We start from the raw sequence: 19,630 nt of genomic DNA, 5'->3' as shown, positions 1-19,630 counted from the left end.
TTTCATTCTATTGGATATTACCACACTATTTTACCATGATTTACAAGATGAAAAGGACGTTTCGTGACATAAAAAACCCTCTTTATGACAAGATGGAAGATGCTGTATGAAAAATAAGCTAAGATATAGTCAATCACGGTAAAAGGGGAGAACGGATATGATTGAAATCAAAGGTGTGACGAAATATTTTAAAGAGAAAAAGCAAACAATTGCGGCTGTTCAAGATATTCATGTAACCATCTCACAAGGAGAAATTGTAGGGCTATTAGGTGAAAATGGTGCGGGGAAAACAACTCTTTTACGTATGCTGTCGACTGTACTTGAACCATCGGAAGGTAATATGTTCATTCATGGAATTAACATTCATAAACAGCCGGATAAAATAAAACAAAGAATTGGCGTGCTTTTTGGCGGTGAAACAGGTTTATACGACCGTTTAACCGCTCGTGAAAACTTAGCTTATTTTGCTAAGTTTTATGGCATGAGCAAACATGAAACAAAGATAAGGATCGAGGAACTGGCCAAACGTTTTGGAATGAAAGACTACTTGGATCGCCGGGTCGGAGGCTTTTCAAAAGGAATGCGTCAAAAAGTAGCCATTGCACGCACTATTCTTCATAACCCGGACGTTATCCTATTTGATGAGCCGACTACAGGATTAGACATTACATCAGCAAACATGTTTCGTGAGCTTATTAAAAGTCTGCAAAGAGAAGGAAAAACGATTATTTTTTCCAGTCACATTATGGAAGAAGTGGAGATGCTGTGTCAGTCTATCATCATGATTCATAAAGGCAAAATGATTTATCAAGGAACAAACGAACAGCTGTATAAAGAAGAGGAAAGCACAGACTTAAACTATATCTTTATGTCCCGTATCGTGAGGGGGGCTTAATATGATTTGGCATATTTATAAAAAAGAGTTAATTGATTGTTTGCGAGATCGAAAGACGATTATCTTTAGTGTGTTGATTCCGATTTTATTAAATGTAGGGATTATCTTTTTTGCCGACAAAATGATGGCTAGTGATCAAACGGATTCCATGTCTGTAGCTGTTACAAAAGATTCTGATGCCAGTGTGATCAATTGGTTAAAAAACGATGACAACATTAAAGTAATTGAAAGCAGAAATCCACTCAGTGCTGTAGAACAAGGGAAAGCGTTAGCGGCGTTAAAGCTACCAGATAATTTTTCTTCAGAAATGCGTAACATGAAATCGCCAGAAGTTACTGTTTATATTGATTCATCCAGTATGAACTCAGGCGCTACGGCGGATTATATACAAAATATATTAAATAAACATCGAGAAGCTATAGTTAACGAACGCTTAGGTCAATTAAATGTCAATAGTCAAACGATTGCTCCGTTTAATGTGGTTGAAAAAGGAGTGTCTAAGGAAGATGACGGCTCTTTAACTATGATTGCGATGTTTGCCCCAATGATTATCATTATGGGCGTTTTAGGTGGTATTCTTCCTTCTGCAAATGATATCTTTGCAGGTGAAAAAGAACGAAAGACGATGGAAGCTTTATTGATGTCTCCTGTCAAAAGAACTCAATTATTGGTTGGGAAATGGCTGACTATTTCTACATTCGGTATCATAAGCGGCCTTTTGTCGACATTGGCCTTTGTTTTGTCTGTGCGTTATTTAACAACGGTATTAAATAATGCACTGCAGCTTAAGGGGCATTTTACAACCTTTATTTTCTCATTTTTAGTTAGTCTTACTTTACTAGCGCTTCTAGGAGCTATGGTATTATGTATTCTTAGCCTTTTAGCAAGCTCCGTTAAAGAAGCGCAAAGCTACACATCCCAGATTATGATAGTAGCGATACTTCCATACTTTTTACTGATGGGAAAATCCGTACACGAACTGCAGCCAAGCGGATTCTTAATTCCTATTTATAACGTATTTGCACTTATGAAACAGCTTCTCTACGGTGTCTATGACATGCAGAGTCTTGCGTATACAGCAGGAAGCTTGTCGGTTTGCATTATTGTTTTATTTACGATTGGTTATACGATGTTTACCAAAAGCCGTTGGGTGCTTGGTAAAGGGTAAGAGACTGGGCAAAAGTAATTTAGTTGAAGAGAAATCCGAACGAGTAATCGTTCGGATTTTTTTATTGGAATGGTGAACGTAGGTTTCAAGTAGGTAGTTAGCTGCTTCTAGCTGTTGATTGGAGGGAAAAACGGAGACTCCTGCGGGAAAAGCGGAACAGGTGAGATCTCACAGGAGCGGAAGCGACGAGAAGGCTCACCGGCCACCCGCGGAAAGCGAAGTCTTGCACGGAAATCAACAGCGGCATAACACGCGCCTCATAATAGCTCATTTACCCCAGTTGTTTGTCTCTAGATTCAATTGATTTCGTTATGTCTCAACTTTTTTGTAGGGAAATAGAAATTAAAAGAGAATATGGAAAGAAAGGAGAGTGAAACAGCTGCATCTTATTATATGCATCCTATTATAGTAGAAGAAATTTCTCATTCGATAAAAAAGTATGTAAAGCAAATCGAAAAAGTGACGTTTCCAAAGCAAGGGTGTACCTCGGATGTTGGTATCCTTCATACGGCTAAAGGAAGGTATGTTTTAAAGCGGACAAAAGGGGAAAAGTACAGAAAATGGTTATATAGGTAATATTATGTATTAAAAAATATACGGGCACTGGCGGACTTTCAAAGCCCGAGTGCTTACAAATTTGTTCAAACAGCTGTTATTGACTGGAGCGGAGGAACCTGCGGAGATGCCCGTTATGATATGGCCCTTGCTGTTCGCTTTGAAGGCGGAATTTTTACCGGTAAAGAGCGCGCTGCTTTTTTTAAGGGATACGGCAAACAGATTTCACAGCACGAATTTTGTTATTTTGCAGAAGGGTTGTACGAGTTTTTCTAAGCAATAATGACATCATTTTCTTCATTTGTTGAACGTCCACTTTCTTTGACGAATTCATACTAGTTTTGTCACGTATGAAGGGATTTAAAAATTTCTCTCGAAATGGCTAGTAAATGAAAAAATGGAGGGATGGAACATGACGATGAAAACGGTAGATGTGGCAAAAGCGCTGGGAATACATCCAAGTACGGTATTAAAGTGGGTCAAAATGGCGGATATCGAGCTAGAGAGAAATGAATCGGGACACTGTGAGTTTACAGAAGAAAACATTGAAGCACTTAGAAACTTTCAAAAAAACCGCAATCGTCAAGCCGTCGTCAAAGTGGTAGAAAAAGTAGTAGAAAAAGAGGAAGTGGTTATATCTGATGAACGTGCGCAAGACATGCAAAAGCAGCTTGATCAGCTTTTTTTAAGGCTGATTGAAAATGAAAAGCGTACAGAAGAAAAAGCGGGAGAAGTAGTGACGTTTCAAATTTTAGAGCATCGTTCAGAAATCGATCGATTAAATAAAGTTATTACGAAATTAGAAAATCGAGTAGTGGAACTTGAAAGTCAGTTAAAAAGTGAAGATAGCTTAAAAGGTAAAAAGCCTGTTCCGAGATGGAGAAGCTTTTTAACCGGTATTTTTAGCTACTAGCAGCGATTTACCATAACGGTAAATCGCTTTTTTATGGAATTTTATGAAAAATACATCAATTCGTACAGGTTTGTGGAAAAAAATCTCAATAATAGTTGACGAAACGCTTAGTAATTTGATAAAACTAATTAAGTTAAGAAAGTGAAATACTTTCGTAAATACATATTCGTTATTATGGGATAGCGATAAGGAGAGTGACAAGTGAAAAAAAGAGAAGAGCTCGTTCAAGAAATGGAGACGCTGTTTCGCTTTGTGTTCAGACAGCTTCGCCAAGAAATTAATGAAGTATACAATTCAGAGCTATCAACAAATGAATTTATGGTGCTTCGTATGCTGGTTGATTCCGGCAGGCAGCGATCAACTGATTTATCAAAGTATCTTCAAGTGTCAGCAAGCCACATTACGGCGGTAACCGACTTGCTTTTATCAAAAGGCTACATTGCACGCAAACGGTCTGAAAACGATCGGCGTATTATTGATATCGAACTGACCAAGGAAGGACAGGATATTTTTAATGCTATTCAAGAGAAGAAACGAGCCTATTTCCTTGAGCGTTTTGAGCACTTTACAGATAAAGAAATTGAAACGATGAATAAACTGTTTCACAAAATTAAAGGCGATCAAAAATAAAGCGCTTTAAATACGGAAGAATAATCAGTGAACATGAGCTTCACTGATTATTTTTTTGTCTTAAAACGCAAAGAGTATAAAAGGCAAGTTAGTTGGTGAGAACATAAAATCAGCGTATAATAATAGAAAGAACACATGAAGGAGGTCATCTTTTTGACAGAACAATATGAAGTAGCAACTTTTGCTGGCGGCTGTTTTTGGTGTATGGTGAAGCCTTTTGATGAACAGCCAGGCATTATAAAAGTTGTATCTGGCTATACAGGCGGTCACAAAGAGAACCCGACGTACAAAGAAGTATGCTCAGAAACAACGGGCCACTATGAAGCGGTCCAAATTACATTTGACCCAGAAGTTTTTCCATATGAAAAGCTTTTGGAACTATACTGGCCTCAAATTGATCCAACGGATGCAGGCGGACAATTTGCGGATCGAGGCGATTCATATCGAACAGCCATCTTTTATCACAATGAACATCAAAAGGCACTAGCTGAAGAATCCAAACAACAATTAGAAGCAAGCGGTCGTTTTTCTGAGCCAATTGCTACACAAATTCTACCGGCAAAACCGTTTTATGAAGCCGAAGAATACCATCAAGGTTACTATAAGAAAAATAAATTCCGCTATGCTATGTATCGACGAGGATCTGGACGCGATCGTTTTATTAAAGAAAACTGGAAAGATTTTGGCCGCGACGAGCAGCTGAAAATGACATTGACGCCTATTCAATATGAAGTTACTCAAAATGACGCAACGGAACCTCCGTTTCGTAATGAATTTTGGGATCATACAGAAGATGGTATTTATGTAGATATCGTATCAGGAGAGCCGTTGTTTAGTTCAACTGATAAATATGATGCTGGATGCGGATGGCCGTCTTTCACAAAAGCGATTAATAAAGATGAAGTAAACGAAAACATGGACGTTAGTCATAATATGGTTCGTACAGAAGTACGAAGCAAAACGGCTAACTCTCATTTAGGTCATTTATTTGATGATGGTCCGCAAGATGCAGGCGGCTTGCGTTACTGCATCAACTCAGCAGCTCTTCGCTTTGTTCCGAAGGAAGATTTAGAAAAAGAAGGATACAGGGAATACGCTGTTTTATTTAAGAAATAAAATAATATGAAAGAAGAGCGTGATTCAACTTAAAGTTGGCTCACGCTCTTCTTTTTGTGCTTTCTTTTGTTTTATTTTGGCTCGAATGAGGCTGTAGAGAAAAAGGAAAGGAATGTAGCCATAAATAAAGTAAAAGCCGGTCATGGATAATCGTGTATTAAGCTGATCGATGGTTTCTCGATCATCAAAGAAAATAGAAAAACCAAGAAGGGCAATCAGAACTAATATGAGAAAAAGCGTAGGTGGCTTATTAAATGTTTTGCTAAATCCACGAATTGTACACCATACGCTGACAGCAATCGTAGGAAGAACCACTATAAGCCACAGAGCAATTAAAATATATTCAAAACGCTGTAAAAACGGAATTTCAATAATTTTGGCCATCGTTAAAGTTGGCCAGATCGTATGCATTAATTGTCCCTGGCTAAAGTAGGCAAATGAAACCAATGCTGTGAATAAATACAAAAAAGCACTGAACAATATCCCAAGTTGACCCCATTTTTGGCTAGTAGCGCCATTTTTTATAAAAGGATAGAAAAAAAGCACAGATTCAAATCCCAAATTCTCAAAAGTCATCATCTTAGTTGAAATTAAAAATTCCCATATCGTGTGGTCAAACAAAGGAAATAAATTATTAAGGTGCCCGTATTTCAGAGGGTAAATCAATGCAAGTGCGAGCGGCAAGGGAAGCATAACCCCAAAAAAAGCAATTCCAGTAATCACACGAAATCCACCGGAAACTGTATAGTAAATAATAGGTAAGTAAACAAGTGATACAATCCATGTTTCCAGCTGTGGAAACATCCATATTTGTAAAATTTCTACGTACGTCCGGTAAATGGTTAAAGCAAAAATAAAATAATAAGCCGATGCCGCAAGAGTTAAAGCTCCTCCAAGGTATTTACCAAAGTATAACCGATGGATATCGACAATATCGCTGTTTTCACGGGTTAAGATATTAAAAATCATCGCTAATAAAATACAGACGCTGATCGCAGCAAGGAAGATAGATATCCAAGCTTCATATCCAGCTCCTTTAATAATATAACGCTGAAATCCTAGTATTCCAACACCAATTTGCGTAGAGTGGACTAAGAAAAAAAGAAAAGAAGGGGAAACTTGATTTTCTTCTTTAATTGTATTGTGCATCTTTTCTTCCTCCTAGTTGCTAATCCCGGTTTGAATAAGGTGAACGCGAGCTTTTACTTCAATATTCATATCCGGATATTGCGCTTTGAATTTTTCACTGTTAAATCCTCGCGTTTTACTTCGAACGTAATCTGTAAAACAAATGGGGTCGATCCTATGCTGCTGAAGTTTCTTAATAAAGGCATCCCCATCTTTTTCAATATCTTTTTGAAGCGTTTTTTCAACCATTTTAATACTAGCTGGGTCTGTTAGATTTATCCATCCGGGAAACTCTTTTACAAGACCGTCGATAGTTAAGTGCGCAACAATACTTGGATGTTGATGATTTCCTTTAATTTCATACTTTGTTTTGGTTCGCAAGTTCTGCAGTATAATTTCGCCTTTACGGTCACTTTCTTTAATTGTTACTGAGTAGCGGCCATGTTTTGTTCCGCTTGTTAGCAGCTTAAATAAAAATGTTTCTTTCATTCCGATGGTTGTAACGACTTTTTGTTTTTTGAAAAGCGCCAGTCCCTTTAATTTAATAGCATCTTTTTGCTGCGTTAAAACAGGAAGATAAGGGTCGCGGTCGTCGCTGAAAAAACTGAATAAAAAAATTTGTAAATTAGTGTTGGGCAAATTTTCTGTTCGGATATTTTGTTCGATCAAATTAGAAATAAACTGATAGTCTTTAATTTTCTTTTTTGTAACGGAGCTCAATAATTCATGTGCGTTGCCATCTGCAATGCTTAATTTAATATTACGTCCAAGGTCTGGATTTCTAGCAATCGTGTTTACTAATTCATCCACGCCATGTGTTGCAAATTCTTTTCCCATGACGATGCTCCTCAGCTGCCCAAAAGCGACCGGAAGAGATGATTTATTGTTTAAGCGGAGTGGAATATCAAATGATGAATTAGCAGTAGCCGCAATAATACTAGGTTCTTCTGTTGGCCCGTACTTATAGATAGGGTATAAAATAGTTCCTCTGACTTTATTGCTTTGAGGAATATAATCATATCCTATAGAGTTAACTACTTGAATTTCGTCAATCGTTTCACGGTCTGCACAGCTTGTTAAGAAAGTAAGGCAAGTGCATAAAATAAGTATTTTCTTCATGACGTTTCCCCGCTTTACTCATTATCTAGATTACTTTTTCGTTTAGTCTTATTCGCTTTATTAGGGTTATAGCGAAAGCGCTCTAAAGGACGCAAGTAGCTTGGTCGCTTAGCCGTATGACTATAGGGCAATCGCAGGAAGGTGTCCCTATACTCTGTTGGACGAAACGGAAAAAGCGGAACAAGATAAGGCATGCCCAAAGATTTTAAACGAAGCAAATGAACCAGTAAGAAACAAAAACCAAAGGTAATGCCGACTAAACCGAACGCAGTGGCAAACAAAATAAACGGAAAGCGTAGCAGCCGGATGGTATTAGACATTTTAAAAATAGGCGTTGTAAAAGAAGCTAAAGCTGTCAGTGAAACAATAATAAGCAAAATATTGCTTGTTAACGCCGCTTCGACTGTTGCTTGCCCAATAACAATCCCTCCTACGATTCCCAGTGTTTGACCTACTTTTGTTGGAAGTCTGGCCCCGGCCTCACGAAGCAGTTCAATGGTGATTTCTAAAAAAAGTACTTCGATGACGGGGGGAAAAGGAACGTTGGTCCTTGAAAAGATAATAGGACCCAGCAGATCTTTTGGAAGCATCTCATAATGATACGTAACAATCGCTACATAAAGAGGCGTAGCAAAAATAGAGAAAAAGACGCCAAAAATACGAATAACTCGGAAAAATGACCCTAGAACCCACGGTAAATAGTAGTCTTCAGGTGAAATAAAGAAGTCAAGCAGCGTTGACGGACCTGTAACTGCGTAGGGTGAACCGCTTGAGAAAAAGGCAGCTTGCCCGTTTAACAGGCTGAACAAGACTCGATCGATCCGCTCTGTTGTTAAAAAAAGCGGAAACGCCGTAGAAGAATTATCGGAAATTAATTGATCAAGCATTGTACTATCAAAAATGACGTCGAAATCTATATCTTCCAGGCGCTGCGTCATAGTGTCTACGTGCTGAGGGTTCGTTACGCCTTCTAAATAAACAAGAACGACGCGCGTTTTCGATTTATTTCCTACGGTGAGTTCTTTAAAAATAAGGTTTTCGGAAATGACCGTTTTTCTCATTAAATAGAGATTGACATCTAAATCCTCTACAAAACCAATTTTAGGACCAACAACACTGAACTCATTTTCGGTTTCATTTTCTTTTCGAAACCCTGTATCAAAGCTTTGAACTTTAATAAGCGCTACTAGCTTATCGTCTTTATGTAATTGAAACATTACGTAGCCGCGCAGCATCTTTTCTAAAATTTCTTTTGTATCTTTTGTAACGGAAATATCTTCAATCGGCAGAACGTTTTCGACTTCATATACACTGCTTAACGTGAAGTCTAGTTTTTGAAAAGGCTCAAGTATTTTATCTTCAACACTTTGCATGTTTACAAGTTGCTTAAAATACGTAATGATGTATTTTCGATGCTGCGAACCAATGGCTAATGTTGTGAAATCACTTGATTTTTTAAATTGTTTAATCAGTTCATCCAATGTTTTTTTTGGCTGATCGTCTGCATTCTTTTTTTTAAATAAATGTTTAAACATAACCGTGCCCCTCGCATGACTTTCTATTACTGGTAGTTTGTTCATGTACTTCCTTTTTATTCGACTATTTTTTCTCAAGAAGAAAGGAAGAATATAAAGACAAACTTTACACTCTTTTACAGTGGATAAACAGTGGATTTACGTTTGAATGGTAACTTTAGACATGTCGAAGATAATGAAATAAAGGAGCGGGTACATTTATATGAAGAAAAAATTAGCAGGTATTACACTGGCAGGAGCAGTAGCATTGGCCTCGTTTGGTGTAGGAAACTCACTTATTCAAACGGAAGCAAAAGTGGAGCATAATTCAGCTAAGAAGCCTCAAAATGTCATTATGATGGTAATGGACGGGACGAGTTCAAATGCTACTACACTCGCAAGATGGTACAAGGGAAAACCGTTACATATGGATCAGCTGATGGCTGGGGGAGTACGTGCGTATTCGGCAGAATCTGCTATTACAGATTCCGCTCCGGCAGCTACTGCTTTAGCAACGGGAAATAAATCAAATTCAGGCTATGTAGGGGTGCTGCCTTCGGTAGTGAATACGCCTGGGGTTAAACCCGTAGAAAAAGAAGATCAATTTCGTCCCGTAGCAAACGTTCTAGAAGGAGCAAAGCTTTCAGGGCGCGCGACGGGAATTGTGGCTACTTCTGAAATCCAGCACGCTACACCAGCTGGTTTTTCAGCCCACAACTATAGCCGTGATGATTTTCAAACGCTAGCGGAGCAGCAAGTGTATCAAAACATTGATGTAGTGCTTGGAGGAGGTAAGCAATCTCTTCTTCCAGGAAAAGAAGAAAAAAGCCGGAAAGACGGTGAAAACTTAGTCGATGTTTTGAATACAAGAGGATATGACTTTGTAGAAAATAAAAAGGAATTAGAGCAGTCACGCGCCAAAAAAATCTGGGGGAGCTTCGCCGACCGTGACTTAGCGTATGATATGGACCGACCGCAGACAAAAGCAGAACAGCCAAAGTTGTCCCAGATGACAAATAAAGCAATAACAACACTATCCAAAGATAAAGACGGTTTTTTCTTATTTGTTGAAGGAAGCAAAACGGATTGGGCAGCTCATGCGAATGATCCAGTAGGAATGATTAGCGATGTATTAGCCTTTGATGAGGCAGTGGGCAAAGCAGTAGAGTTCGCTGAAAAAGATGGAAATACGATGGTTATTGCGATTGCTGATCACGGAAACAGCGGTCTTTCAATCGGTAATGCAAATACAACAAAAGGGTACGATACCACACCTGTTTCTGCTTATATTGATCCGTTAAAAAAAGCAAAAATGACGTTAGAAGGTGCTACGTCTAAATTAAAAGAAGATTTATCAAATAAAGAAGAAGTGGCTGCTTTGTATGGTTTGTCCAATCTAACTTCAGAGGAAAAAGCGCAGCTGACTAAAGCAAGAGATAAAAAAGAAATCAGTGCTGCACTATCGAAGTTATTAGCCAACCGAGCAAACCTTGGATTCACAACGGGTGGTCATACGGGTGAGGATGTATTTCTGTATTCGTACGGTGTAAATCGACCAACAGGGCACTTTGATAATACGGATATTGCCAAACATATGGCTAAATCAATGAATATTAACTTAAACAAGTTAACAAATGAATTATTTATTGAGGCAAATAAAGCTTTTAAAGGCTCAAAGGTAGCGGTTGATTCAAAAGACAAAAACAACCCTGTGCTGGTTGTTACAAACAATAAGCGAACGGTGCGTTTCCCAGTAAACAAAAATATTGCTATTGTAAACGGAAAAGAAATTCAAATGGACAGCGTGGTGGTACAGGATAAAAAGAATCGCTTTTTTGTATCGAAACAAGCACAGCAAATTGTAAAAAATGAAAAATAAGAAATGAATACAAAACAGGCCGGGTTATAACTTTAGGCCTGTTTTTTTACAAATAATAGATGGTTAATTAGGTTATGTAGCCTTTATAGAGGAATGAAGCTATTTATTTTACAAATAAATAGCTTTGAACACTTAAAGAAATGGAAAGTCTTCACGTTTAACTATATGTGATTTGTACTATGAAATGGTATAATAATCATAGTTTTAAAAGGAACTAGTTCGGAATACATATGTAAGTTCATACCTTTGTATGCTAGAATTTTTATAATAAAATGAATAAAAAATACATAAATTCTTTTGGCTGAAATCACAAAGTCATGGTTATTAAGGACAATATGTAAGTAATTACCTTGAATAAAAAGTAAAAAATGAATAAAAGTATGGGTGAAAGAGCGTAGAACATGTTTTAATAGTAAGAGAAAACAAAATGATTGAAAAAAGCGTGTCGTCTTTATCGAAAATAGTAAATAAAGATTTTGGCATGCTGATTTACAGATTATAAAAAGGGTATTAAATCATTGTTAGGAAAATAAATGATAATAGATAAACGGTTTTTATGTCTTCTTCTAGAAAACCTACAATTATTGCAATATTCCCCATGAACAATCGTTGTGCGTTCCATTAACGATTAGCGTCCGTGTAGATCATTCATCTCAACATAAAAACACTATAACTATGTGTAGACATGCATAAAACAGAATGGGCAATAGTTCGTACTATACTTTAACATTGTATCCTAGGGGGAGTCAGGATGAACAAAATTAACTTAATTATTGCCGATGATAACGAAGATTCGGTTGAAATTTTAGATTATTTTATAGAACAGCTTCCGGAATTTGAAGTGATTAGCACCTGCAAAGACGGAGAGCAGCTTGTACAGGAAGTGATGGCTAAGAGTCCAGACCTTTTGCTCGTAGACATTAATATGCCTACGATTAACGGTGTAGATGCCATAAAAAAGTGCCTGCGCATTAAGCCGAATTTAAACTTCATTTTTATCACCGGTTATGATGAATTTGCTGTAAAGGCATTTGAGTTGTCAGCACTGGATTACATTGTAAAACCGATTGAAAAAACCAGGCTTTATATGGCGTTAGAGCGGGCAAAAAACTCCATTGGAATTGATAAAAATCAGTCAAAAAAGCCAGGTGAGCAATTAAAAAGACTGCCTGTAAAATTTAATGGTTCTACTTATTACATTCCAATTGATCAAATTATTTTTATCGAGAAATCCGGAAAAAAATGCTTAATTTATACTCAATCACGTGTCTATGAGACATATGAAAATATTAGTGATATCTATATGTATTTGAACCCTTCTGTATTTAGTCAAACACACCGGTCTTATATCGTGAATTTACAGAAAGTTTCGCACATCACACCAAAAAACGAAACATATCTTGTTTATTTCTTAGAAATTGATGAATATGCTCATATCTCAAAATTAAAAATTCAAGACGTTCAAAAACAGCTGCATCAGTTAATGACGAATTAAAAGATGCTGCTGCTTCTAAAATAGCTATGTTGATGAAAGGACGAAGCTTATGTAAGTTTCGTCTCTTTCATGTGTCTGCTTTCGGAATAAATGATCGTAATATAGTTCTTATGAGAAGAGTTAGATAGAAGACGTAACGTTGAATTGAAAGGAAAGAAAATGATTTCAATTACTGGTCACTATAATGAATTTACCGTATTTCTTGCTGTCATTGTAGGGATTCTTGCCTCTTATACAGCACTTGATATTATGAGCAAAATGATAAAAAAACAGCGGAACAATTATTTGTGGCTTACACTGTCAGCAACTTCAATGGGGCTTGGAGTGGGGGCGATGCATTATATTGCGATGCTTGCTTATTATGTTCCTGTTAGCTTTCATTTTGATGCTGTACTTTCTGTCCTTGCTTTAATAATAGCGATCAGCGGATCATTAGTTGCGTTTTGGACATTCTGGAAATGGCGCACGTCGGTATGGTCAGGGCTTATTTTAGGAAGTAGTATTCTGGGCACGCATTACATTGCAATGGCAGCAATCGAAACAGAAGCACGCATTCATTATGCCGTGCTATCTGTTTTGCTTTCCATCATCATCGCTCTGGTCGTTGCATTTTATGCGATGCACTTGTTTTTTCGTTCGAAAAGCGTGAAAGCTAATCCGTTTCTTAAACTTGTTAGCTCTATTTTGCTGGGTATTGGAATTTCAGCTATGCATTTCATCAGTATGTATGGAATGAAGCTCCATATTGCACATTCAGTTGCTAGAAGGTGGGGCCAGTGGCTGCCGTATCAAGCGCCATTTTCCAATATTATTGCAAGCATCACAATTACGCTACTCATTGTCTTCCTGCTCGTTGCTGCTTTTAAGCGTCAGGAAGAAGTGAGGGAAAGTCAATTAAAAGAAGAGTATTATCAATCTCTTTTTAACTACAATCCCAATATTGTGTGTGCGGTTGATTTGTACGGCAATATTCAAACGATTAATCCAAAAGGAACAGAGCTAACAGGATACACGTTGCATCAAATGGAGAAAATTCCGTTTCCTTATATGTTTAGAGAAGCTGAAAGAGCTGAAGAATATATGTGGAAATCTCTGAACGGAGACTCTGTTTATTATGAGGCAACGCTCATTCGCAAAGATAATCAGCCTGTATATGTTGAAGTAACGCAAATGCCTATTATTGTTCATGGTCAAATTAAAGGCAGTTACGTCATCGCCAAAGATGTGACAGACCGAAAAAAGGCTCAACAGCAGCTGTTGGATTTACAAGAAGATTTAAAACGCACGCTTTCACAGCAAGATGGCGCTATTTTTAAATTTGTGAAAAACGATAAAGGGTATATCCATACCATGTGCGAAGGAAAAATGGTTCGTGAAATGGGATATGAGGAAATAGATGTTGTTGGTAAAACACTTGAAGAATTTTTGCCTGAATCCTACGCGAAAGAAAATAAGAGATATTATGAGAAAGCATGGGCGGGAGAGAAAGTGTCTTATGAAGTACTTATGAACGACTTTGCTTACTATACGAAGTTAATACCTCATATCTACAAAGGAGAAGTACAAGAAGTTATTGGTTCTATAGTAGATATCACTGATCTTCACGAGGCAAGAGAAAAGTTGGCTAAAAGTGAAAGCATGTATCGCTCCGTTCTTTCTACAATGTCAGAAGGTGTGGTGTTTCATGACCTTGAAGGTAACTTAATTGCTGCCAATGCCTACGCTGCTAAAATTCTAAACGTGCCTTACGACCAAATGTTATCGGTTAACCCGTTTGGTTTAGACTGGGAAATTATTCATCCTGATGGTACACCTTTTGCACTGGAAGACATTCCATCTGTTCGATGTCTTGACACAAAAGAGGCTGTGCGAAATACAGTTATGGGTATTTATTTAGATGAGAAAAAGTTGACATGGCTTTCGGTGAATGCTGAACCGCTTCAAGAAAGCAAATATTATAAAGGCGTAGTTGTCACATTTTATGATATTACAAAACAGCAGGAACAAGAACAAGATTTGCTTCATTCTAATCAGCAAATGATTATAGCAAAAGAAGAAGCCGAAAAGGCCAATCAAGCCAAGTCTGAATTTTTATCAAAAGTAAGCCATGAGCTTCGAACGCCGTTAAACAGTATTTTAGGTTATGCACAGATATTGGAAGAGCAAGGGGAAAAAGATTTAACAGAAAAACAATTGAATCGTATACGAAAAATTTTAAAAGCTGGTAATCATCTTCTTTATTTGATAAATGAAACGCTTGATTTATCGAAAATTGAATCAGGTCACTTAGCGATTAATCTTGAACCGGTGTCGGTAAAAGAGGCAATTGAAGACGCGCTTAAAATTATGAAACCACTAGCAAAAAATAAGCATAGTATACTTTATACTCGCTTTCACGCATACCAAGAAGTCTTTGTTGAAGTAGATGAACTTCGGTTTCAGCAGATCTTATTAAATCTGCTTACAAACGCCATTAAGTATTCGCCCGCTTATCGCGATATCACTATCTATACTGACATCACTCAGCATCACGTAACTATATCGATTGAAGATAAGGGCTTTGGAATTCCAGCTTTAGAATTAAATCGGATTTTTGAGCCTTTCTACCGTGTAAATAGACTAGAAAAAGACGGAACAGGAATTGGGTTGGCGCTTGTAAAACAGCTTGTTGTATTAATGAATGGAACGTGCGGAGTCCGAAGTGAAGAAGGCAAAGGCAGTACATTTTGGGTGCGTTTTCCCATAGTCCATCCACCTGTTCCTAAACGCTTATCCGATGAAGGAGAAGCCGAGCCGTTTTTAGGTTTTTCCATGCCAATTTCAATTGTGTATATTGAGGATAATGATACAAATATTGAGCTTATGCAATCGATTCTTTCTCCATATAAAAACGTTAAGCTTTTAATTGCTAAAACAGGAGAAAATGGCATCGGGCTAATCAGGTCTATTTCACCGGATATAATCTTAATTGATATTGATCTGCCTGATATGAATGGTTTTGAGGTATGCACACAGCTTCAGCTAGAAAAAGAGTTGAAGCATATTCCCCGAGTCGCCCTGAGTGCAAGCGCGATGCAAACCGATATCGATCAAGCTTTTTTAGTCGGTTTTAGTGAATACGTAACAAAGCCTATTCATCTTGCAACGTTTTTGAATGTATTAAAACGCTTAACAAAAGCTTAACAAAAGTTTAGAGGGCTTTTAATTGACTTATTAGTGGACTCTTTGTAAAATAAAAACAACTTAATACATTTACTTCTTAAGGAGTAAAGGGGAGTAGCGTCAGGGAAACCTGAAACAAAGTCGTCATTACATGGAATATTCCATCGGCTTTGTTGGCATAATGATTATGCTTAGCAAGACCTTTGCCATATTTGGCAAAGGTCTTTTTGTGTTTTATTCCGGTAATGAGGATAAATAAACTTATACAAAGAAACGAGAGGGGATTTTTATGGATGCATCACTTTTGTTAGAATATGGATGGGTATTGCTAGTGCTGGTTGCATTAGAAGGAATTTTGGCGGCGGATAATGCTCTTGTGATGGCCATTATGGTCAAACATTTACCGGAAGAAAAACGCAAGAAGGCATTATTTTACGGACTAGCCGGTGCCTTTATTTTTAGATTTGGTTCATTGTTCTTGATTTCATTTTTAGTCGACGTATGGCAGCTTCAAGCTATAGGAGCCATTTACTTATTGTTCATTTCCATTAATCATATTGTGAAGCGATATGTGAAAAAAGACGATCATGAAAAAGTGAAAGAAGCAGACGAGAAAAAGGGCTCAAGTTTCTGGATGACGGTTTTAAAAGTAGAAATAGCAGACATTGCTTTTGCCGTTGATTCAATTTTGGCTGCTGTAGCTCTTGCCGTTACATTGCCAACGACAAATCTTCCTCAAATTGGCGGACTAGACGGAGGACAGTTCTTGGTGATCTTCGCCGGAGGAATTATGGGATTAATTATTATGCGTTTTGCTGCAACTTGGTTCGTCAAGCTATTAAATACGCGCCCAGGCCTAGAAACGGCGGCTTTTGCTATTGTAGGCTGGGTAGGGGTTAAGTTAGCGGTTTATACCCTTGCTCATCCGGAATTAGGTATTATTAATGAACATTTCCCTGAATCAAAAGTGTGGAAAATTACGTTTTGGATTGTGTTACTTGGCATAGCAGCTTCAGGCTGGTTTCTATCTAAAAATAAAGAACAAACTGATCTTGAAGGCTCAGAGAAAGAAAAAGAATTGTTAAAAAAAATTGAAAATCAATAATAAAAAAACGCGCTTTCAATGCTAATTGAAGGCGCGTTTTTTATTGTTGAGACAAAATACCTAGTTTGGATTGTTTAGGTAAAGGGTAAAAGAACTAACTAATGTTTAATTATTTTATATCCGAATGTTTTGCTTTTTCGTTCATATTCTGTAGAGAACAGAAGCAGCCGTAAGTAATTCAGTTCAATGAAGTTTATTTCAGTTTATAAACATATATTTCAAATGTATGTTAATTGGTAAAATTGAGCTATTATGGGTTATAATAAAGGGAAATTAAAAGGAGCAGAGCGCTTCTCAACCCTGTTCGTCATCAAAAGAATGGATATTAACATGGTATAAAGCAACTGAGTATAGTAAAAGAGGTGAAGCCAATGCTCACAAAAGTTCAAACGCCTCCATCGCTTGAAACGCTTGTACTGACGATTCAGCAAGGGGATAAACAATTACATAATGAAATGATACAACAGTATAAACCGTTTATTGCTAAAGTTGTTTCAGCTGTATGTAAACGTTATATAAGTGAAGCTGACGATGAACTTAGCATTGGTCTAATTGCATTTAATGAAGCCATTGAAAATTACACAGTCCAAAAAGGACGATCTCTTCTTGCATTTGCCGAACTTATTATTAAAAGAAGAGTAATCGACTATATTCGAAAAGAAAAGAGAAATCAAACGCTGCTCTATAGCCGAATTGAAAATGAAGGTTTTATTCAAGGTAAGGTAGAAAGGGACATATCGCTTTCTAACTATAAAAGGCAAAGTGAAACTTCATATATTCAAGAGGAAATGACTTATTTTTGTCAGGCGTTAAAATTGTTTAAATTAACTCTTGAAGACATTATTAACACGTCTCCTAAACATAAGGATGCAAGGGGAAATGCAGTCGAAGTTGCATCATTTATCGTCAATGAAAAAGAATTAAAAGATAAGCTGTTTTTAAAGCGGCAGCTTCCTATTCGCTTGATTGAAAAACATGTCAAAGTGAGCCGGAAAACAATTGAAAGAAACCGTAAATATATTATCGCGATGGTTATTATATTAGCGGGGGACTACGTGTATTTAAAAGACTATATTATGTAAGAAAAAGGCACACGCAGGTGCCTTTTTTTTAGCCATGTTATGAAGTTAAGTTTTATTTTTGTGTGCTGCCGCTTAAGTGAGCTTGAGCTTGTTGCACCAAGCGTTTTGTGATTTCTCCGCCTACTGAACCGTTGCTGCGTGCAGCAGTGTCAGAACCTAGAGTTACCCCAAATTCTTGAGCGATTTCATATTTATATTGATCTAAAAATTGTTCTACGCCTGGTGTTAATAGTTTATTTGTTCTAGCCATGATTAGTCATCTCCTTTTTTAGTGGTACAGCAGTTCACTGCTGTATCTGTATTATTTGTTGTTTCCTATTTTGCATACTGGTAATGGTTTGCAAGAAAGTATAAAAAAGCCCAGCTTTCAAAGAAGCTGGGCTTTTTTATATATTATTTTACAACTGCATATTGCTCAAGAGACTGAGCAAATGACTTTTGAAGAGATTTTACTTGTTCTACGTATGCATCAGATACGTGTTGGAATTCTTGGCGCGTTTTCTTTTGCTCTTCTACTAATTGTGTTACTACTTGATGATATTGTTCTTGAGCTTGCTTTACTAAAGAATAGCTTGATTTGCTTTGGTTAAGAGAAAGCTCTTGTAATTTATTTAATGCTTCATGCGTGCGGTTTGTCCATTCTTCATAAGAATCGGCAACAGCGTTTCCAGCTGTTTTACGTAAGTTTTCAACTGTTTTTTGTTGAAGGTCTTCTAATTCAGCTTTCCATTGTTTGTCTGTTGCTTGAAGCTGTTCAACTGCTTTTGTTACAAATTCTTGCTGTTGCTCAAGTGCTTTTAACGTCCATTGCTCAATTTGTTTGTTTCCGTCTGCAATGTTTTGTAACCCCTTTGTCCATTGTTCCCACATTGCATCAATTACTGTATCATACTTTACTGTTGACATAATCAAATTCCTCCTTGAATAATTTGGTCTGGCGAACAGTTATCGTAATGAACAAAACGTTAAAGAAGAAATTCGTAGTTGTGTGATAAACCTAACATTCCGCGCTCGCTGGTTGACCGTGAAATTTTACATTATATTAGGAAACGCAGATGTACTGCGTGAATCCCTTTAATCGTTTTCTTCCTCTTTTGATTCTTTTGACTTTTTAGAAGAAGAAGAGCTAAAAGGGAACAACATGTCGGTATACATGTGAAAAAATGAATCTAACATGTTTTGATACTGTTCAAGTGAATTAGCCCACATGCTTAAATATTGTTCGCCGGCATCTGTTAATGAATAAATCCGACGTGCAGGGCCTTCAGCTGACGTATCCCATTGCGATGTAATCAAGTTGTCTTTTTCAAGCTGTCTCAGCGTGCGGTAGACATTTCCCTGATCAACTGATGTGAATCCAAAGCTCATTAGTTGCTGAATGAGCTTGTAACCATGTAGATTCCAACCTCTTAAACTTAAAAGAAGAAAAGGAACCATCAAGTTTTTTGGTGCACCGCTAATCGATTTTTCTAAGTTGTTTGAATTAGAGGTGTTATCTTTTTCACTTGATCCCAAGGTAATCACCCCTTCGAAAAAAGAGAATTTGTTTTCCATATGTGTAATTTACACCTAGATGAAAAAATTGTCAACACTTTAAAACAGGTCTTTCAAATACAGGAAAAAAGAACGATTTTTTGGATTTCGACAAAAAGCGTCAAAAAAATTCAAAAATAAACAAAGATTTAGAATTGTTTATTTCGGAAAACGTATTTATAATAGTACATGTAGGTAATTTTTATAACATTTATAATTTGTTGGTAAGTGAATTGTGAAAAGATTTACATTATCCAATAAATAAACGCAAAATTGGTTGCGTTTACTTAGAGCTTCTAATATGTCGCTTGTCACATTAAGTGTCCATATTGAAAG

The 19,630-nt window shown here is 37.1% G+C and carries 18 protein-coding genes and 1 riboswitch; of the genes, 12 read left to right on the top strand and 6 right to left on the bottom strand.

The genetic code is table 11. From position 1 onward, the window contains the following. Positions 1-157 precede the first annotated feature (157 nt). The 7 genes from AC3WJG_RS10610 to msrA all read left to right on the top strand — a co-directional run bounded on the left by AC3WJG_RS10610 (position 158) and on the right by msrA (position 5,277). Positions 158-895, top strand: a complete 738-nt coding sequence (locus tag AC3WJG_RS10610) for an ABC transporter ATP-binding protein (protein WP_028407859.1) — start codon at positions 158-160, stop codon at positions 893-895. 1 nt (position 896) lies between these two features. Then, the gene (locus tag AC3WJG_RS10605) at positions 897-2,063 is read left to right on the top strand and encodes an ABC transporter permease (RefSeq protein WP_337133449.1); all 1,167 of its coding nucleotides are present in this window, start codon (positions 897-899) and stop codon (positions 2,061-2,063) included. A 114-nt stretch (positions 2,064-2,177) separates the two neighbouring features. Next, the gene (locus tag AC3WJG_RS10600) at positions 2,178-2,312 is read left to right on the top strand and encodes a hypothetical protein (RefSeq protein ID WP_337133448.1); all 135 of its coding nucleotides are present in this window, start codon (positions 2,178-2,180) and stop codon (positions 2,310-2,312) included. A 447-nt stretch (positions 2,313-2,759) separates the two neighbouring features. Continuing rightward, complete coding sequence (locus AC3WJG_RS10595; RefSeq protein WP_255257674.1) at positions 2,760-2,894, top strand: hypothetical protein; 135 nt, start codon at positions 2,760-2,762, stop codon at positions 2,892-2,894. 136 nt (positions 2,895-3,030) lie between these two features. Continuing rightward, positions 3,031-3,531 carry a MerR family transcriptional regulator gene (locus AC3WJG_RS10590; protein WP_028407862.1) on the top strand — a complete coding sequence of 167 codons (501 nt, stop codon included), beginning with the start codon at positions 3,031-3,033 and terminating at the stop codon, positions 3,529-3,531. Between the two features lie 201 nt (positions 3,532-3,732). Further along, positions 3,733-4,161 carry a MarR family winged helix-turn-helix transcriptional regulator gene (locus AC3WJG_RS10585; RefSeq protein WP_028407863.1) on the top strand — a complete coding sequence of 143 codons (429 nt, stop codon included), beginning with the start codon at positions 3,733-3,735 and terminating at the stop codon, positions 4,159-4,161. Between the two features lie 153 nt (positions 4,162-4,314). Beyond that, positions 4,315-5,277 carry a peptide-methionine (S)-S-oxide reductase MsrA gene (msrA, locus tag AC3WJG_RS10580; RefSeq protein WP_337133445.1) on the top strand — a complete coding sequence of 321 codons (963 nt, stop codon included), beginning with the start codon at positions 4,315-4,317 and terminating at the stop codon, positions 5,275-5,277. A gap of 24 nt (positions 5,278-5,301) precedes the next feature. Here the strand turns inward: msrA and AC3WJG_RS10575 are convergent, their stop codons facing one another. Genes AC3WJG_RS10575 through AC3WJG_RS10565 form a run of 3 tightly spaced genes read right to left on the bottom strand, consistent with a single transcriptional unit; the run spans position 5,302 to position 9,059 of the window. After that, positions 5,302-6,426 (bottom strand): GerAB/ArcD/ProY family transporter, encoded by a 1,125-nt coding sequence (locus AC3WJG_RS10575; protein ID WP_098579342.1) that lies wholly within the window; start codon positions 6,424-6,426, stop codon positions 5,302-5,304. 12 nt (positions 6,427-6,438) lie between these two features. After that, the gene (locus tag AC3WJG_RS10570; protein ID WP_102813759.1) at positions 6,439-7,524 is read right to left on the bottom strand and encodes a Ger(x)C family spore germination protein; all 1,086 of its coding nucleotides are present in this window, start codon (positions 7,522-7,524) and stop codon (positions 6,439-6,441) included. Positions 7,525-7,538: 14 nt separating this feature from the next. After that, a complete protein-coding gene (locus tag AC3WJG_RS10565) occupies positions 7,539-9,059 on the bottom strand; it encodes a spore germination protein (protein ID WP_098248414.1) in 1,521 nt (506 codons plus the stop codon). A gap of 202 nt (positions 9,060-9,261) precedes the next feature. Between AC3WJG_RS10565 and AC3WJG_RS10560 the strand changes: the two genes are divergently transcribed. The 5 genes from AC3WJG_RS10560 to sigI all read left to right on the top strand — a co-directional run bounded on the left by AC3WJG_RS10560 (position 9,262) and on the right by sigI (position 17,761). Next, positions 9,262-10,917 (top strand): alkaline phosphatase, encoded by a 1,656-nt coding sequence (locus AC3WJG_RS10560; protein WP_337133443.1) that lies wholly within the window; start codon positions 9,262-9,264, stop codon positions 10,915-10,917. A gap of 751 nt (positions 10,918-11,668) precedes the next feature. Continuing rightward, positions 11,669-12,412: a LytR/AlgR family response regulator transcription factor gene (locus AC3WJG_RS10555; protein ID WP_028407869.1), complete on the top strand. Its 744-nt coding sequence runs from the start codon at positions 11,669-11,671 to the stop codon at positions 12,410-12,412. 159 nt (positions 12,413-12,571) lie between these two features. Next, on the top strand, positions 12,572-15,595 hold the full coding sequence (locus AC3WJG_RS10550; protein ID WP_337133442.1) for a PAS domain S-box protein: 3,024 nt from the start codon (positions 12,572-12,574) through the stop codon (positions 15,593-15,595). Positions 15,596-15,671: 76 nt separating this feature from the next. Continuing rightward, a riboswitch (yybP-ykoY riboswitch) is annotated at positions 15,672-15,767 on the top strand. Between the two features lie 96 nt (positions 15,768-15,863). Then, the gene (locus AC3WJG_RS10545; protein ID WP_337133441.1) at positions 15,864-16,679 is read left to right on the top strand and encodes a TerC family protein; all 816 of its coding nucleotides are present in this window, start codon (positions 15,864-15,866) and stop codon (positions 16,677-16,679) included. Positions 16,680-17,050: 371 nt separating this feature from the next. Continuing rightward, the gene (gene sigI / locus AC3WJG_RS10540; protein WP_492588206.1) at positions 17,051-17,761 is read left to right on the top strand and encodes an RNA polymerase sigma factor SigI; all 711 of its coding nucleotides are present in this window, start codon (positions 17,051-17,053) and stop codon (positions 17,759-17,761) included. 52 nt (positions 17,762-17,813) lie between these two features. On the opposite strand, the gene AC3WJG_RS10535 is transcribed toward sigI, so the two are convergent. From AC3WJG_RS10535 to phaQ, 3 genes are all read right to left on the bottom strand, one after another. Beyond that, a complete protein-coding gene (locus AC3WJG_RS10535; RefSeq protein WP_013055933.1) occupies positions 17,814-18,011 on the bottom strand; it encodes an alpha/beta-type small acid-soluble spore protein in 198 nt (65 codons plus the stop codon). A 143-nt stretch (positions 18,012-18,154) separates the two neighbouring features. Further along, positions 18,155-18,667 carry a polyhydroxyalkanoic acid inclusion protein PhaP gene (gene phaP / locus AC3WJG_RS10530; protein ID WP_014461097.1) on the bottom strand — a complete coding sequence of 171 codons (513 nt, stop codon included), beginning with the start codon at positions 18,665-18,667 and terminating at the stop codon, positions 18,155-18,157. A gap of 168 nt (positions 18,668-18,835) precedes the next feature. Further along, positions 18,836-19,315 (bottom strand): poly-beta-hydroxybutyrate-responsive repressor, encoded by a 480-nt coding sequence (gene phaQ / locus AC3WJG_RS10525; RefSeq protein ID WP_013082201.1) that lies wholly within the window; start codon positions 19,313-19,315, stop codon positions 18,836-18,838. Positions 19,316-19,630: the final 315 nt, after the last annotated feature.

It is taken from the genome of Priestia sp. FW507-14D1A (assembly GCF_058781295.1).
The sequence above is the reverse complement of the archived record's forward strand: the minus strand, read 5'-3'. Positions and strand labels throughout refer to the sequence as shown.